Source organism: Nocardia sp. CA-129566 (genome assembly GCF_050956075.1).
Classification (GTDB): domain Bacteria; phylum Actinomycetota; class Actinomycetes; order Mycobacteriales; family Mycobacteriaceae; genus Nocardia.
In genome coordinates, this window is the sequence record NZ_CP192085.1 from 8,155,042 (window position 1) to 8,170,419 (window position 15,378).

A 15,378-nucleotide genomic window follows, 5' to 3' on the forward strand; every position below is an offset into this window, starting at 1 on the left:
CGCCTGCGGCGCATGCGCCTCGACGACTCGGCTGAGTTCTATGGCCACGCCTCGGCACGGACGCGAGACAGGCTGCGAACGGCGCTTGTAAGACTCGCTCCGTGGTGGTCGCCAGGGCGGCCATAGTCCGGGCACCCATTGCCGGCGTGCGAAGCCACCTCGCGGGTGTAGTGCCGGAAATTGTCTGGTGGATGCCGGGCAGCGCGGTGATACTGCGGACATGCCCTCCTTCGCGGACTTCGATCGCCGCAACTATCGCACCGTTGATATCGCCGCGGGATATGACGGGTGGGCGCCGACGTATGAGCAGACCGTCATGGACGAGATGGATCTCGCACTGCTGGATCGGCTGCGACACCCGGACTGGAGCGGGGTGCGGCGCGCCGCCGATCTCGGCTGCGGGACCGGGCGCACCGGAGCTTGGTTACGGGAGCGGGGAATTCGGCGGATCGATGGCGTCGACGTGAGTGCGGGGATGCTCGCACGGGCCCGCGAGCGCGGGGTGCACACCACGCTCACCGAGGCGGATGTACGCGATACCGGATTGACCGGTGGCGCATACGATTTGGTGATCTCCTCGCTGATCGATGAGCACCTGGACGACCTCGCGCCCTACTACGCCGAGGCCGGGCGGCTGACCGCGCCGGGCGGCATCTGCGTCACGGTCAGCTATCACCCGCAATTCATGATGGTGACCGGTATGCCGACGCACTACACGCCCGAGGCGGGTGAACCGGTGGCGATCAGTACACATCTGCACTTGATCAGCGAGCAGATATCGGCGGCATCGGCGGCCGGGTGGGTGCTCACCGAGATGGCCGAGGCGCTGGTGGATGACGCGTGGATCGCGGCCAAGCCGAAATGGGCCGAGCTGCGCGGACATCCGTTCACGCTGGCGCTGGTGTGGTCGCGCCCGTAACAGGCTGTCAGCCGACCGACCCTGCACCCGATCGGCGGTCGGGCCGGGGTGGCGACCTACTGGTTTCTGTGCTGAACCGAAGCCAGCCGTACACAGTGCCATCTGTAACAGCCAGCTGCGCACCGCATCTGCGCGCCGTCAGTCGTAGAGTCCCTCCGCACGCCAGGTCTGGTCGTTATAGATGAGCAGTAGCACGCGGACATCGGCCGGTTCACCGGCGAGCTGCGCCTGGATGCGGGCGGCGATTCCGGCGGAGAGGGCATCGGATTCCGGCGTCCACCAGTGTTCGTCCACCGGCCATGGACCCGCCCAGCCCGCGAGTCGCCATTGTTTGCTGCCCCAGCGCAGCAGGGCCGGGTCGGCGGTGAACAGGCCGCGGTCGGTGACCTGCACCGGGGCTCCGTCGGCGGCCTCCAGATACACCACAGGGCGGTTCACCAGGATCACCGTGGGCGCGGGGCGGGGCAGGCGGCCGGGCCAGGGCAGGGCCGGGTCGGCGGCCGGAACCGGCTCGTCGCCGAGCGCGACCATGGTGATGCGTTCGACAGGTCCACGCCCGCCGCTGAGCACACCGACCCGGACCGCCTCGCCGCCGAGCAGGCCTTGCACCCGGATCAGGGCGCGGCGGGCCCGCTCGTCCTCCTCGCCGACACCGCCCCACAGGCCGAGCTGAAGTGCCCCCGCCGCAACGACTTCGACGGGTTCCAGGCGCAGCAGGGTGATCGGTGCGGTGGGGCGGTCGCGGCGGGTGAGCCAGCCGTCCAGCTGCCAGCGCACCCGATCCGCGGTGCCCTCCGGGGTCAGCGGTTCCGCGCACCGCCAGATGCGCGAAAGCTGTTCACCCGCCTCGGTCTCCGCCGATACCGACAACCGAGTGCAGGCCATCGAGGCACGCGAGAGCGCCTCGTGCAGTTGAGTGGCGAGCATGCGGCCGGCGAAGGCGGCGGCATCGACCCGATCGATCGGCGGATCACAGCGGTACTGCACCGCCAGATCCGGCGGCGGACGGCGCGCAGACGGCGGGCGCTCCGGCACGGCCCTGGCGCAGCGGTGCGCCAACACGGCATCCGCACCGAAGCGCGAGGTGACCTCGGTCGAGGTCAGCGCCGCGAAATCACCGATCCGCCGCAACCCCAAGCGGCGCAACAGATCCACCAGATCCATGCGCTCCGGTGCGGCCAGGCTTGGTTCGAGCGCGAGTTCACGCACCGACAGCGGCGCCAGGAACCGCGCACCCGCGCCGGTCGGCACGATCGCGGCGAACCGCGCCGCGATCACCGCCGTCGACAACTCATCGGCAATGCCGATCTGCGCCTCCACCCCCACCGCGGCCGCCGCGTCGACGAGCCGCTCGGCCGCCGCCTCTTCGGACCCGAAATACCGGGCCGCACCCCGCGCACCGAGCACGAGCAGCCCCGGACGCAGCACCTCCACTCCCGGCACCGTCGCATCGATGGCCGCGACCACCGGCTCGAACAGCCGTGCATCCCGATCCGGATCCGCCTGCGCGACATACACATTCGGACACCGCGACTGCGCCTCCCGCCTGGTCAGCCCGCACCGCACCCCCTCGGCCCTGGCAATGGCCGAACACTCCACCACCTTATTGCCGAACAGCACCGCCACCGGTCGCGTCGCGGGTACCTGCGCCACCGCCGCCGCCGTAACCGCCCCCCAGTCCTGACACCACAGCGCCAGCACCCGCGCACCACCGCGCACTCGACTCGGCTGAATCACCGCCCCACTCCCGCGAGCACCCCGCCGATGCCGATCGACATCGCGCATCCATCCGAATCACGGTGCCGCACCGCACGCATCGGATGTCACCTCTTCATGAGGCCGCACCGCGCGCCTCGACCGTTTCCTCGGGCACCGATGCGACCGTTTCCAGCGACACCCACTCCACGCGACTCGCATTGGGTCGCAGTTCGATTCGACCGTGGCACGGCGGGCCCGCCTTGCCGCGGACCGCGACCTCCAGGCGCACCGAGCGGAGCCGACCGCGACCAGCGCCGAGGCCGCCGTATCCGGCGACGCGGGTGTCCAGGCGCAGCGACGGATTGGGCCAGCCACCGTCGGTGACCACCAGGGTGGCGCCCTTGCTGCGGGCGCGGGCGGCAATGACGCGGGTGCGCGACGGGGCAACGGCTGCGCCGCCGAGACCGAGCACCACCAGATCGAGACCGTCGAGCAATACCGCGGCCACCTCCACCGGATCCGGGCCGGGATCGGCGACGACGGCGAGGCGTTGCAGCTGCGCGCCCATCTCGACCGCGGCCAGCAGCCCGAGCCGGGGCATCCCGACCACCGCGGCATGTCCGCCGCCCTCGGTCACCGCGGCCAGCAGCCCGACCAGCAGTGAGTTCGCACCCGAGTAGGCCACGACCGAGCCCTTGACCAGACCGCCATCGGGCAACAGCTCGGCTAGGGCGGGCGGCACGGCCAGTGCTTCCCGGCGCATTTCGACGGCACGAGACATCCGCTCGGCCGCCGCTTCCCCGCGTCCGGGTATCGCCGCCATCCGTCGGCGCAGCTCATCCAGCGTCGGTCTATCCCGCGGCGGCATCCCGTCCCGCCGTCTCCCCGCCCCTGAATCCTCATCCGAACCCATCACAACCACCTACTTCCACGATGGACCCGAGGCGAAGCACATGGAGCGAACCCTCACGCTCAAGGAGTCAGCACCGATCCAGCTATCGATCAGTATCGAATATACGTTCGATACTCGCTCAGTAGAAACCCACCCCCGAATTCCGTCAAGTCCGCGCACCGACCCCGACTACTTCGCAACGCTGCCGTTGTTTTTGAGTTGAACTCAACTTACTATCAAGATATGAGCGAGCGAACATCGACACAGCCGACATGTCGGTCATGACGGAGCCGAGCACCAGCGAGGCGGAGTCATGAGCGAGCAAGGATTGTCCCGACGCGGGGCGACCGCACGCAGACGACTGCTGGAGGCGGCGCATGCGGAGCTGAGCGAAACCGGGGAACTCGAGGTTGCGGCCGTCGCCCGCCGCGCCGGAGTCAGTGTCGGGCTGCCCTACCGATACTTCGGCTCACGCAGCGGCCTGCTCACCGCCGTCATCACCGACTTCTACGACCGCCTCGGCGAGACCGTCACCTATGCGGAGTTCGCCGGAAAGGATTGGCGCGAACGCGAACACGCGCGCGTCGTGGCCTGGGTGAACTTCCTCTATGACGATCCGCTCGCCCCCGTCGCACTCGGCCGCTTCGGCGATGCCGAAGCAGCGGGTGTGGAACGCCAGCGACTACAGCAGGCGATCGAGGTCGGCATCCGAAATATGGCTCAGGGCCAGCGCCAAGGCGCGGTGCCCGCGGATCGCGACCCCGAGTTGCTCGTCGCGGCCGTCCTCGGCGGCGTGCATATGGCCGTGGCGGTGGCGCTCACTCGCAGCCCGCGACCGGACCGCGCCGTCGTCGCCGATCAAGTGTGGGAATTCGTGGCCGGAGCAACCGGCGCGGGAAGGGAAGAACAACGATGAAAAATATCCAGCCCGAGGTCGGACGACTCGAGGATCTGGCCGGTGACCTGTCCCGCACCCATCGCGCGGTGCACGCGCCGCGCGAAGTTCCCGCCGCACAGGTGGACGCCGATCTCGCCGCCCTCGACCGTGACGGCTACGTCATCCTCGAGGGACTGCTCGACCCGGCGCAGTGTGCCGCCCTGCGGACCGAACTGCTGCCACTCCTGGGCCCGAACGGGCGAAATGCGTTCGAGGGACACAGCACTCAGCGGCTCTACAGCGTGCTCGGCAAGACGCGCACGGTCGATCGGCTGGTCGACCATCCCCGCGTACTCGCGCTGCTGGATCGACTCCTACTGCCCAATTATCTGCTGTCACAGTTGCAGATCATCAATATCGCCCCCGGCGAGAATGCCCAACTCCTGCATCCCGACGACGGCTTCTACCCGGTGCCGCGACCGCGAAAGGCATTGTCGGCGGCCACCATCTGGGCGATCGATGAATTCAGCGCCGAGAACGGCGCGACCGTGCTGATCCCGGGCAGTCACCGCTGGCCGGACGGTCGGACACCGCAGCAGGACGACGTGCGCGTGCCCGGCATCATGCCCGCCGGCTCGTGCGTCTTCTTCCTCGGCACCCTCTGGCACGGCGGCGGCGCGAACCGCTCGGCGCGCGCACGACTGGCCGCCACCGCGCAGTACTGCGAGCCGTGGTTGCGCACACAGGAGGCGTTCACCCTCTCGACGAGTCGCGATACGGTGCGCGCGGTATCGCCGGAAATCCGGCGCATGCTCGGCTACAGCATCCACCCGCCCTTCATCGGCATGGTGGACGGCATGCACCCGGATCGGCTACTGGCGCAATAGGGTGTCGGTCTCGAATCAGGCCAGTTAATCCCATTTTCCGATACCCTGCACCCGTGACCGAACGCGCTCGTCCCATAGTCGGCCCCGATTATCTGGTTGCCGGCCGCTACCGTCTGCAGTCGAAGCTGGGTGGCGGTGGCATGGGTGCGGTCTGGCTCGCACACGATCGCCTGCTCAACCGGGATGTCGCGATCAAGCAGGTGCTCTCCACCGCCGGACTCCCCGAGGCCGAGGCCACCGAGATCCGCAATCGGATCATGCACGAGGGCCGGGTCGCGGCCAAGCTCTCGCATGAGCACGCCATCGCGGTGTACGACGTGGTGCTGGAGGCGGGCGAGCCGTGGCTGGTGATGGAGCATCTGCCATCACGCAGTGTCGCAAGGGCATTGGCGCTGGTGGACACCCTGTCGCCGATCGAGGTCGCACAGATCGGGGCGCAGGTCGCCGACGCGTTGGCGGCCGCGCACGCCGCGGGCATCGTGCACCGCGATATCAAACCGGGCAATATCCTCGTCGCCGACCGCGGACCCGGCGTCGGCATGGCCAAGCTCAGCGACTTCGGCATCTCCCGCGGTGCGACCGATAATTCCGATGAACCGGACGGCGTGATCACCGGCACCCCCGCCTACCTACCCCCCGAGGTGGCGCGCGGCGCGCAGCCGACCACGGCGAGCGATGTGTTCTCCCTCGGCGCGACGCTGTACACCGCGATCGAGGGGCAACCGCCGTTCGGTATGGACGATGACACCGACGCCGTGGTCCATCGCGCGGCCATGGCCCAGATCATCCCGCCCAGCCGCAGCGGCATGCTCACCAACGCACTGCTGCACATGATGGAACCGGCACCGCAGCGCAGGCCGACAATGGCCGAGGCGCGCGACGAAATCCTCACCGCCGCATTCGGTCCCGGCACCGGCCCCTACATCCTCGGCGCCCCCGTACGCACCGAAGACGGAACCATCCCAGCCTGGGCCGCCCGCAATTCAGCCTCAGGCCTGCGCAGCCCCCACTCGACCCCCCTCCCCCGCCCCCACCGCAACACCCCACCCCCCACCCCTCAACGCCCCAAACCAAAAGAACCGAGCAACGCCCCCCTAGCCATCGCCATCGGCCTCCTGATCGGCCTAGTCCTCCTGATCGCCGTCATCATCGCCCTGATCTAACCCACCCCCACACCATCCACGCGGTCGAGAATGCGCTGGTGTGGGGGTGCACTCGACCTGCGTGACGCATGGTGATCGCTTGTCCGAGAGGCTGGACTGCGGAATGGTTCAGTCGATGCGGCGGCGGTGGGCCCAGCGAGTCAGGGCGTTGCGGTTGGACTGCTGGGTTTTGCGCAGGACGTTGGAGGCGTGGGTCTCCACGGTTTTCACCGAGATGTAGAGGTTCTCGGCGATTTCCCGGTAGGTGTAGCCGCGGGCGAGCAGGCGCAGCACCTCCAGTTCGCGCGGGGTGAGCGAGTCCAGTTCGGGATCCAGCGGCGGCTCCGGCACCGGTGACTTTCCGGTGAACGAGTCCAGCACGAATCCGGCCAGGCGCGGGCTGAATACCGCATCGCCACCGGCGACCCGCCGAATGCCATCGGCCAGTTCGGATCCCGAGATGGTCTTGGTGACATAGCCGCGCGCGCCCGCCCGGATCACCGCGATCACATCCTCGGCGGCGTCGGAGACGCTCAGTGCCAAGCACACCGGACCGTCATCGATACCGGACAGCACCGCGACCCCACCACCGTCGGGCATGTGCACATCGAGCAGCACCACATCCGGCCGCGCCGCATTGATCCCGGCGACCGCCTCGGCCACGCCACCGGCCTCCCCGACCACCTCCATATCGGTTTCCCGGCTCAGCTCCGCCCGCACACCCGAGCGGAATACGGCGTGATCATCGACGAGAAAGACCCGCACGGCCACCTACTTCTCCTCATCCTCGGTGGATCGACCACCCTGACGCACGAACCGCCCGCAGGCCGCCCGCACTTCATCGGTACCACAACTGCCCTCGCATCTGTCGTCATCCGGGTCACTATCCACACCCCGCGCCATCACAGCGACCGAATGCGCTGCCTCGAATGCGCTGCCCGCCAATCGGACCGGAGTCGCCGCGGCAGCACCCGGATATCCGAATCGCGCCGGTCCGGAGTTCCATCGATGCGACAGCATCTGTTCACGACAGATCCGGGAACCCGCGCCGCGGCCGAACGCCGTCCGCACGCAGCGCCGTTCGACGGCCGCGATCATCGACCGTTGCGAACCGTCTGTCGTACCCCGTCACGCTGTTCGTCGCCGACCGACGCCGGCGTCTCGTCGGTCCGATCCTGATCACCGGAATCGGTGCGCGGCATGATGATCCGGACCTCGGTGCCCCGGCCCGGCGTGGAAAGAATTTCCACCGAACCGCCGCGCCGCTCGATCCTGGCGCGGATGGATTTCGCGACGCCCTGCCGATCCTGCGGCACGGCCGCGATATCGAATCCGGCCCCGCGATCGCGCACGAAGACGCTCACCTGATGCGGTTCCGCCTCGGCGAACAGATCGATCTCCGGGACGCCCGCGTGTTTGGCGGCATTCACCAGCGCCTCCCGGCTCGCGCCGAGCAATGCGGTGAAATGCTCCTTCGGCAGACCGGATCCGCTGTCGTCAGCGTCCATCGTCACATCGCCGACGGTCACCGGGGTCACCTTCACCCCGTGCTGGTCCTCCACTTCGCCCGCGATCGTGCGCAGCGCGGCGGCCAGGCTCGACTGTGCCGGACCGGAATCCTCGAAGAGCCAGCGGCGCAGTTCCCGTTCCTGACTGCGCGCCAGCCGGACCACCTCTTGCGGATCGTCGGCCTGACGCTGGATCAGCGCCAGCGTCTGCAGCACCGAATCATGCAGGTGCGACGCGATTTCCTCACGTTCCTCATTGCGGATGCGGGCGGAGCGCTCGGCGTTGAGCGCCCGCATCATGCGCAGCCACAGCGGCACCGTCAACAGACCGGCGCCGATCAAGGTGACCGCCACCGCGAGCAGCGCGGAACCGAGTGAGCTCAGATCGATCCTGGCCAGCACCACCACACCGAGCCCGAGCACGATCATCGTGATACCGGCGACGATGCGCGACCAGGTCACCACCGAGGGGCGCGCGGGCAGCCCGAGTAGCGATCGCGGGCCATCGGTGTCGTACTCGCGCCACACCAGCGCCGCACCGACCGCGACCACGACGATCGGCACGATCACCTTCGCCGCGGTTCCGCTCAGCAACCACGACACCCCGACCGCGAGCCCGATGCCGAGCAGGGCCAGCCCGATCGCCTGACGGCGCTCCCGACCGGTCGGCTTCACCGCATCGTGGCCGCCCGGGGTGAAGATCCACAGCATCCCGTAGGCGACGATCCCCGCCCCCGCCAGCGCGGACAGCAAGACGAACGCTATCCGCACCTTGAAGACGTCGAGCCCGAGGTGATCGGCGATACCACCGGCCACACCGCCGACGATCCGGCCACCCGAGCGCCGCACCATCCTGGGATACGGCGGCTCGGTGTACAACAGCACCGGCGCAGGGCCGAAGCCGCGCCCGGGCCCCGGGGCATACCCGGACGCGACGCCCGAACCCGGCCCAGCGCCCCACGCGGCACTGCGGGGGTCGTCCCCTCGGGCAGCATCGAACGCGGGCGTGGACGGGTACATGTCTTCGATACTGGCACGGCCCACCGACACCGACCATCAGGAATCACCCTGATCTATCGGTGACGGGAACCCGTGGCGGTCGATCAGGCCGAATAGTCGATGGTGGGACCGAAAGTGCCATCGCCATTGCCGTAGCGCAGGGTGATGTTCCCCGTGCCGGTGTTGCCGATGACCGCGTCGATCTTCCCGTCGTCGTTGAAGTCGGCGAGAATCGGGGTGGACAGGGGAACGAGCCCGCCGGAGGGGTAGGTGCGCGGCGGGCCGAAGGTGCCGTTGCCGGTCCCGAGCAGCACGCTGATGCTGGAGGTGCCGCCGTTGGCGACCACCATGTCGAGCAGGCCGTCGCCGTTGAGGTCGGCGAGGTCGAAGCACTGCGGGAGCAGACCGCCGGTTTGATATGCCCGGAGCGCGCCGAAGGTGCCGTCACCATTGTTGAACAGCGTGGATACGGTGCCTGCGACCAGGTTGGAGAAGAGGATGTCGGGCTTGCCGTCGGCGTTGATGTCACGCGCCATGCCGTACCAGGCGGTCTGGGCACCCTCGCTGAACGTGGTCGGGGCGGCGAAGGTGCCGTCACCGTGGCCGCGGTAGATCTGGATGGTGCTGTTGACGTAGTTGCCGCGCAGCAGGTCGAGGTTGCCATCCCCATCGAAGTCCGCGACGTCGGCGGACCCGGAGCCGACGCCCAGGTTGCTGGAGAGGGTGTATGCCGCGCGGAAGGTGCCATCGCCCTTGCCCAGGAGCACCGACCATGACGGGGCCTGGTTGGAGGTGGCCAAGTCGGGGTTGCCGTCGTGGTCGAAATCGCCGACGACGACCGCCCCGGGGGCCAGGTCCGTCGGATAGTTGACGGCCTCGGCGAAAGTGCCGTCGCCGTTGCCCATCAGTATGGAGACGTCGCTCGTGGTGAAGTTGGTGACGGCCATATCGAGTTTGCCGTCGTGATCGAAGTCCGCGATGGCGACGTAGTCCGCTTGGCCGCCGGTGGCGTAGCGGACGGCGGGCTGGAAGCCTCCGCCGGGTCTTCCCAGAAAAACCGACACTCCGAACCCGAGCACGAAATCGCTGAACACGACGTCGGTGTAGCCGTCGCCGTTGAGGTCGGCGATCGCGGGAACCGCGGGGCCGGTCAGGTTGGGCAGCACATCAGCGGATGCTGGCGCGCTGGTGAAGGCGGTACCCGCCAATGCCGTAGCAACGCAAACGCTTACGGCGAACCTGGTGCGTGACACTTATTTCTCCCGTTTGTCCGATATCACCGCAACGCTACGGCGTTCTCAGACGTGGTGATCATGCGCGGACCGCCGAGTCCTGTCCGGTCCGGACAAGAAAGTCACGCTGAACTGCCGTTCTTATATCGAGCTCAGGCATCTTGCGACGCCCTGAGCGGATAACCGACGGATCCGTCGCGGATCCGTGCACCGCCGGACCGGATAACTGCCGCCAGGCAGGTCTACCAGTGCTTTTCAGCTCGAACACCGATCAATGTCTTAGGCAGCTCACAGCCGCGCACCATACGTTTCTTTCGGGCCGGAAAACGTCCCATTCAACACCGCAGCCGGAGACGGCAGCACTCGCTCCGCAGGGGTCGGAGCACTCGGGGAGGAAACCATGAATATCAAGTCGGTACTGGTCACCGCCGCCACCTTGGTCGGAGTCGCCTTGACGAGTGCGCCATTCGCCAATGCCCAGGGGATGGCACCGCATGAGAAGAACTATTCGGGCCCAGCGGGATTCGAGATGACCGTCGGCCACATGGACGAGCAATTCCGCAATGTACGCTCAACGGCATGCCGACCAACCGGGAGGTGTTCCTGGACAACACCTTCTACGGCACGATTCCCACGAATGCGACAGGCACCATGAAGGTGGGCTACCTCGTCGCCTGCGCCGTGAATGTCGATCTCACCATCGGCATCCAGGCCGGAATCGGCTTCGACGCCGGGTTCAGCATCGGTGTCAGCGGCGGCGAAGACTCGATGTCACCGAACTTCGATGCCAGCATCGGCCCGAAGATCTACGCCGGGATCAGCCTCGACATGTCGATCGCGCCCGGCGAGATCCAGCCGATCGAAGTGGGCACGAAGGACCTGGCTCACGGCGGCACCGGCTACCTGGTCAGCCACGACTACCACCTGATCGTGAAGAACTGCGGCGGACCACTCACCATCCAGTCCTACGTGACCCTGACGGGAGTATCGCCCGACGTCACCGCCGCCGACGCGGTGACAGGAGACCGAATCTTCCTGTAAACCCGGCAAGCCTCGAGCGGCGATGCGATATCGCATCGCCGCTCGATCCGTACCAGACCCCCGAACCGGTAAATTGACCCTATGTCTGTGTCGCCCAAGAATTTTGCCGGGCGCACGTGGTGACCGGGGACACCGCCGAAGACCGGGGGGAAATCCGATCACCACGTGCCGTTTTCGCGCAACGGTTTGCCGATCTCTTTGTGGCTGCGGGGAATCCGACGTTGCGGCGAGTGGCGGCTGCGGCCGAAGCGCGGATGCGGGCAGCGCAAGGTACGCGGGCTGCCGCGAGTGCTTCGGTGCAGCGGATCAGTGATTGGAAGGCGGGGCGCAATGTTCCGGCCCGGTTCGAATCGCTACTTCCGGTGGTGCTCACCCTGGTCGACCTGGCCAGGAAGGCCGAGCCGCAGACCGCTCGGCGCTTGCTGGAAGTCCGGGAATGGCAGCGGCTCTGGCAGGCCGCCATCACCTGGACACCGGATGACGAGGACGATGCCGCCTGCCCTTACCTAGGGCTCACCTCGTATCGCAAACAGCACCGAGACATCTTCTTCGGCAGAACCCGGTCCACTGCCGAACTCGCCGATTTGGTCCAGGGCGCCGCCTCCTACGCGGGCGGCGTTGTCGTACTGATCGGCGCATCGGGTGCGGGCAAGTCGTCGCTGCTGGCGGCGGGACTCATTCCCACCGTCACCGCCGACAACTGGTCGACCGCGGCCATGACGCCGGGGACGACACCACTTTCGGCGCTGGCGAACGCTTTTCACGCGGACAACTCGATGGCAAATCCGTCCGCGGACGAGGTGTTCGCGGCACTCGATCAGTGGAGCACCGACCAGCGGCGCCTGCTGATCGTGGACCAGTTCGAGGAGCTTTTCACCGCCTGTCCGGATGAACGCGAGCGCGATGCCTTTCTGAATGTTCTGGACCGCTGCGCGACTCGGGCCGATGATGCCATTACCGTCATCATCGCCCTGCGCGCCGATTTCTACGCCCAGTGCCTGGACTATCCGATCCTGCAGCGCGCCCTCGAACACCGCAGCTATCTGCTCGGCCCCATGCGGCTGGAGGAACTCGCGCAGGCGCTCACCGGACCGGCCAACCGCGCCGGGCTCGAACTGGAGTCCGGCCTGGAGGAACTGGTGATCACCGAACTCTGCGGAGTCGGCGATCACGAGAACCGCCAGAGCTACGATCCGGGCGCGCTCCCGCTGCTCTCCCACGTCATGGCCGCCACCTGGCAGCACCGCGAAGGCCGCAAACTCACCGTCGCCGGATATCGCAAGGCGGGCGGTGTCGTCGGCTCCATCGCCGCCACCGCCGAACAGGCATGGAGCGAACTGTCCGACACCCAGCAGTCCTGCGCGAAGGATGTCCTGCTCGGACTCGTTGCCGTGGCCAATGATTCGCGTGATACCCGGCGCATCGCCGCCCGCCCGAACCTGCTGCAACGCACCACCGACCCGGTATCCGCCACGGCCGCACTGGAACTGCTGGCTCGTACGCGCCTCATCACCCTCGACTCCGGCTCGGTGTACCTGACCCACGAGATCGTGCTGGATGCGTGGCCGCGCCTGCACACCTGGATCGATGAAGACCGCGTCGGCTACCTGGTCCGCCAGCGGCTGGAAGCCGATGCCGCGGAATGGGATTCGACCGGACAGGATCCCTCACTGCTCTATCGGGGCACCCGGCTCGAGACCGCTCTCGGTCATATCGATCCCCCTCTGGTCGGCGGCCAGATCCGCGCCTTCCTCGATCGTTCCCGAGCAGCGCGAGCGCATACCCGCAGACGGTCGTCTGCGACCCGGGTAGTCCTCGCCATGCTCGGCGTCGGCCTACTGGTACTCGGCACGGTCGCCTACGCACAGGTCGAGCTCACTGAACAGCAACGCAACGACAAGAACTTCGGATCCGTACTGGCAGAGGCGGATCGGCTACAGCAAATCGATCCATCGGTGTCCGCGCAGCTATATCTCGTTGCCGAACAACTCAGGCCGGGCGATCCCGAGGTGCGGGCCCGGTTGCTCGCGACCCAGAACGTCCCCCTCGCAATCCCATTCGTTGCACATGAGGAGGGCATAAGGACCATCGCCTACCGACCGGATGGCCGGGTGCTGGCCTCAGCGAGCAACGACAACACCATCCGCCTCTGGGATGTCGCCGATCCGCGACATCCCCGCCTGCTGGGCGAGCCCTTACGCGAATCCCCTTCCGGGGCGATGTCCATGGCGTTCAACCCCGATGGCACGGTGCTCGCGACCACCGGCACTTCGGCGCGGCCGCAGCTGTGGGATGTCCGTGATCCGGCGCATCCCCGGCTGTTCGGATCACCGCCGACGACCACCAGCGACACCGGTTATCTGGTGTCCTTCAGTCCGAACGGGCGGACGCTTGCAGTCGGGTCCATGCGCGACAGAGGCATCACCCTGTGGGATGTCGGCAATCCGGCCGAACCGATCCAGGGGCGCTTCATCCCCGCACCGCACAATCGGGACCTGTCCGCGTTCGCGTTCGGCGGCAATGGGCGACTACTGGCGGTCGCGACCAGTGACTGGGACCGCAGTACCGCGACGGTCGAATTGTGGTCCGTCCCGGATGCGGGGGAGATCACCCGCGCTGGAACACCATTCGAGGTAGCCCACGATGTCGAAGCAATCCGGTTCAGCCCCGATAACACCGCATTCGCTCTGGCCGGTCCACGCCTGACCGTACGGCACACCTATGTCAGCGTGACCCAGTTATGGGCTGTCGACAATCCCGCTCACCCGCGCCCACTCGGAAATCCACTGATGGATAACGTGGTTCAGCAGCCCGTCCCCCTGCTCGCCTTCAGCCCGGACGGCCATACACTGGCGACCGGCGGTGCCACCGGCGCAAAACTATGGAATGTCGCCGATCCCGCGCAGCCGACCCCGCTGGGTGCCCCGCTGTCGGCGATTCCGTCCCACTGCCTCAACGACGCGAGAATTCCCACCCGGTGTACTGGTGAACCGACGGGGCTGGCATTCAGCTCGGACGGAAAGATGCTGGCCGTCGGTGGCACCGAGGGAATCGTGCGGCTGTGGACTCTGGCTCCTGCGGTACTGAATGGACACACCGATTGGGGCAGGAGTCCGATATTCGATGCCACCGGCACCCGAATGGTGAGCGATTCCAGCGACGGCACATTCGTCGTATGGGATACCGGCAACCCCCGGGAACCGGTCCGGATGGGGGAACTCAGGACGAAGCCGGGTTCATCGATCCAGGCCTTGAGCCCTGATGGAAAGTCCCTGATAGCGCGGGACGGTGCGATGGGGCCGCTGGTCCATATCGACCTCTCCGACCCGAAGCACATTCGGATATCGGGCGACTGGCAGGCCGCGTCGTCGCAATGGTCGCGCCTGAGCTTCAACCGCGACTGGACCCTGGCGGCGCGGACTCTGGATCCCAAGGTCGAGACCTTCCAACTCGCGAACATTGCGGACCGCTCCCGCCCAGTGCCACTGGGAACACCGACATCCGTGGCTCCCGCGCAGGTCCAAGCCATCGGATTCAATCCGACCGGGCCCACCCTCGCGATCATCGAAGCGACGCTGTCCGAACCGAGTTCACCAGCGATGACCCTGCGAACCAGGCTGGCTCTGTGGGATATCTCGAACCCGGACCACCCTGTCCGGGTAGGTACCTCCCCGCCGCAGCGCTCGTCGCTGATGCTCGACGTGATCATGCACCCCGACGGCCGCACCGCCGTCACTGTGGCCAACGAAACCTTCCAGGTCTGGGACATCGGTAACCCGGCATCGCCCGAACCGATCGGTGATCGGGTCACGGCACATAATCTGGCGATCATCTCGACCTCCTTCAGCCCCGACGGCCGGACGATGGCCACCAGCGGAAACGATGGTTCGGTGCGGTTGTGGGATTTCACCGATCGCCGTCATCCCCGCCTTCTGTCCGGTTCCATCGCTCCGCCCGGCACCAACGTCTGGTTCATCCAGTTCCATCCACAGGGCAACTATCTGTCCGCCTCGAGCAGCGACGGCGCACGTCGACTGTGGGATCTGGACGAGCAGCACGCCATCGATCGCATCTGCCGGGCTACCGCGACGCTCATGACTCCCGAACTGTGGCAGCGCTACCTCCCCCAACTTCCCTACCGTCCACCTTGCGACTGAACAACAGACCGCTTGGTCCAAAGAGA

At 67.1% G+C, this 15,378-nt stretch carries 12 protein-coding genes; 6 read left to right on the plus strand and 6 right to left on the minus strand.

Translation table 11 applies throughout. From position 1 onward, the window contains the following. The first annotated feature begins 220 nt into the window (after positions 1-220). Positions 221-919 (plus strand): class I SAM-dependent DNA methyltransferase, encoded by a 699-nt coding sequence (locus tag ACQP0C_RS36410; RefSeq protein ID WP_433727551.1) that lies wholly within the window; start codon positions 221-223, stop codon positions 917-919. A 138-nt stretch (positions 920-1,057) separates the two neighbouring features. Here ACQP0C_RS36410 and ACQP0C_RS36415 read toward each other — a convergent pair whose 3' ends face one another. Continuing rightward, positions 1,058-2,656: a DNA polymerase Y family protein gene (locus tag ACQP0C_RS36415; protein WP_433727553.1), complete on the minus strand. Its 1,599-nt coding sequence runs from the start codon at positions 2,654-2,656 to the stop codon at positions 1,058-1,060. A gap of 94 nt (positions 2,657-2,750) precedes the next feature. Beyond that, positions 2,751-3,530 (minus strand): hypothetical protein, encoded by a 780-nt coding sequence (locus ACQP0C_RS36420; protein ID WP_433727555.1) that lies wholly within the window; start codon positions 3,528-3,530, stop codon positions 2,751-2,753. A gap of 292 nt (positions 3,531-3,822) precedes the next feature. Here ACQP0C_RS36420 and ACQP0C_RS36425 point away from each other — a divergent pair, with 292 nt between their 5' ends. Genes ACQP0C_RS36425 through ACQP0C_RS36435 form a run of 3 tightly spaced genes read left to right on the plus strand, consistent with a single transcriptional unit; the run spans position 3,823 to position 6,436 of the window. Beyond that, complete coding sequence (locus tag ACQP0C_RS36425; RefSeq protein WP_433727557.1) at positions 3,823-4,425, plus strand: TetR/AcrR family transcriptional regulator; 603 nt, start codon at positions 3,823-3,825, stop codon at positions 4,423-4,425. Then, positions 4,422-5,273 carry a phytanoyl-CoA dioxygenase family protein gene (locus ACQP0C_RS36430; RefSeq protein ID WP_433727559.1) on the plus strand — a complete coding sequence of 284 codons (852 nt, stop codon included), beginning with the start codon at positions 4,422-4,424 and terminating at the stop codon, positions 5,271-5,273. The genes ACQP0C_RS36425 and ACQP0C_RS36430 overlap by 4 nt, the downstream gene beginning before the upstream one ends. A gap of 53 nt (positions 5,274-5,326) precedes the next feature. Continuing rightward, positions 5,327-6,436 (plus strand): serine/threonine-protein kinase, encoded by a 1,110-nt coding sequence (locus ACQP0C_RS36435; protein WP_433727561.1) that lies wholly within the window; start codon positions 5,327-5,329, stop codon positions 6,434-6,436. Positions 6,437-6,544: 108 nt separating this feature from the next. On the opposite strand, the gene ACQP0C_RS36440 is transcribed toward ACQP0C_RS36435, so the two are convergent. From ACQP0C_RS36440 to ACQP0C_RS36455, 4 genes are all read right to left on the minus strand, one after another. Then, positions 6,545-7,180, minus strand: a complete 636-nt coding sequence (locus ACQP0C_RS36440) for a response regulator transcription factor (protein ID WP_354951859.1) — start codon at positions 7,178-7,180, stop codon at positions 6,545-6,547. Between the two features lie 6 nt (positions 7,181-7,186). Then, a complete protein-coding gene (locus ACQP0C_RS36445; protein WP_433727563.1) occupies positions 7,187-7,435 on the minus strand; it encodes a hypothetical protein in 249 nt (82 codons plus the stop codon). Between the two features lie 74 nt (positions 7,436-7,509). Then, on the minus strand, positions 7,510-8,775 hold the full coding sequence (locus ACQP0C_RS36450; RefSeq protein WP_433734753.1) for an ATP-binding protein: 1,266 nt from the start codon (positions 8,773-8,775) through the stop codon (positions 7,510-7,512). Between the two features lie 251 nt (positions 8,776-9,026). Continuing rightward, positions 9,027-10,175 (minus strand): FG-GAP repeat domain-containing protein, encoded by a 1,149-nt coding sequence (locus tag ACQP0C_RS36455; RefSeq protein WP_433727565.1) that lies wholly within the window; start codon positions 10,173-10,175, stop codon positions 9,027-9,029. Between the two features lie 534 nt (positions 10,176-10,709). Here ACQP0C_RS36455 and ACQP0C_RS36460 point away from each other — a divergent pair. Then, positions 10,710-11,195, plus strand: coding sequence for an MspA family porin (locus ACQP0C_RS36460; protein ID WP_433734754.1), 486 nt, complete (start codon positions 10,710-10,712; stop codon positions 11,193-11,195). 296 nt (positions 11,196-11,491) lie between these two features. After that, positions 11,492-15,352, plus strand: a complete 3,861-nt coding sequence (locus tag ACQP0C_RS36465) for an NACHT and WD repeat domain-containing protein (protein WP_433727567.1) — start codon at positions 11,492-11,494, stop codon at positions 15,350-15,352. The last annotated feature ends 26 nt before the right edge of the window (positions 15,353-15,378 follow it).

Coding starts and splice junctions, on each gene's coding strand:
- ACQP0C_RS36425 (WP_433727557.1), top strand. CDS start 3,823: ATGAGCGAGCAAGGATTGTCCCGACGCGGGGCGACCGCACGCAGACGA.
- ACQP0C_RS36445 (WP_433727563.1), bottom strand. CDS start 7,435: ATGCTGTCGCATCGATGGAACTCCGGACCGGCGCGATTCGGATATCCG.
- ACQP0C_RS36430 (WP_433727559.1), top strand. CDS start 4,422: ATGAAAAATATCCAGCCCGAGGTCGGACGACTCGAGGATCTGGCCGGT.
- ACQP0C_RS36450 (WP_433734753.1), bottom strand. CDS start 8,775: ATGGTGCGGCGCTCGGGTGGCCGGATCGTCGGCGGTGTGGCCGGTGGT.
- ACQP0C_RS36420 (WP_433727555.1), bottom strand. CDS start 3,530: ATGGGTTCGGATGAGGATTCAGGGGCGGGGAGACGGCGGGACGGGATG.
- ACQP0C_RS36410 (WP_433727551.1), top strand. CDS start 221: ATGCCCTCCTTCGCGGACTTCGATCGCCGCAACTATCGCACCGTTGAT.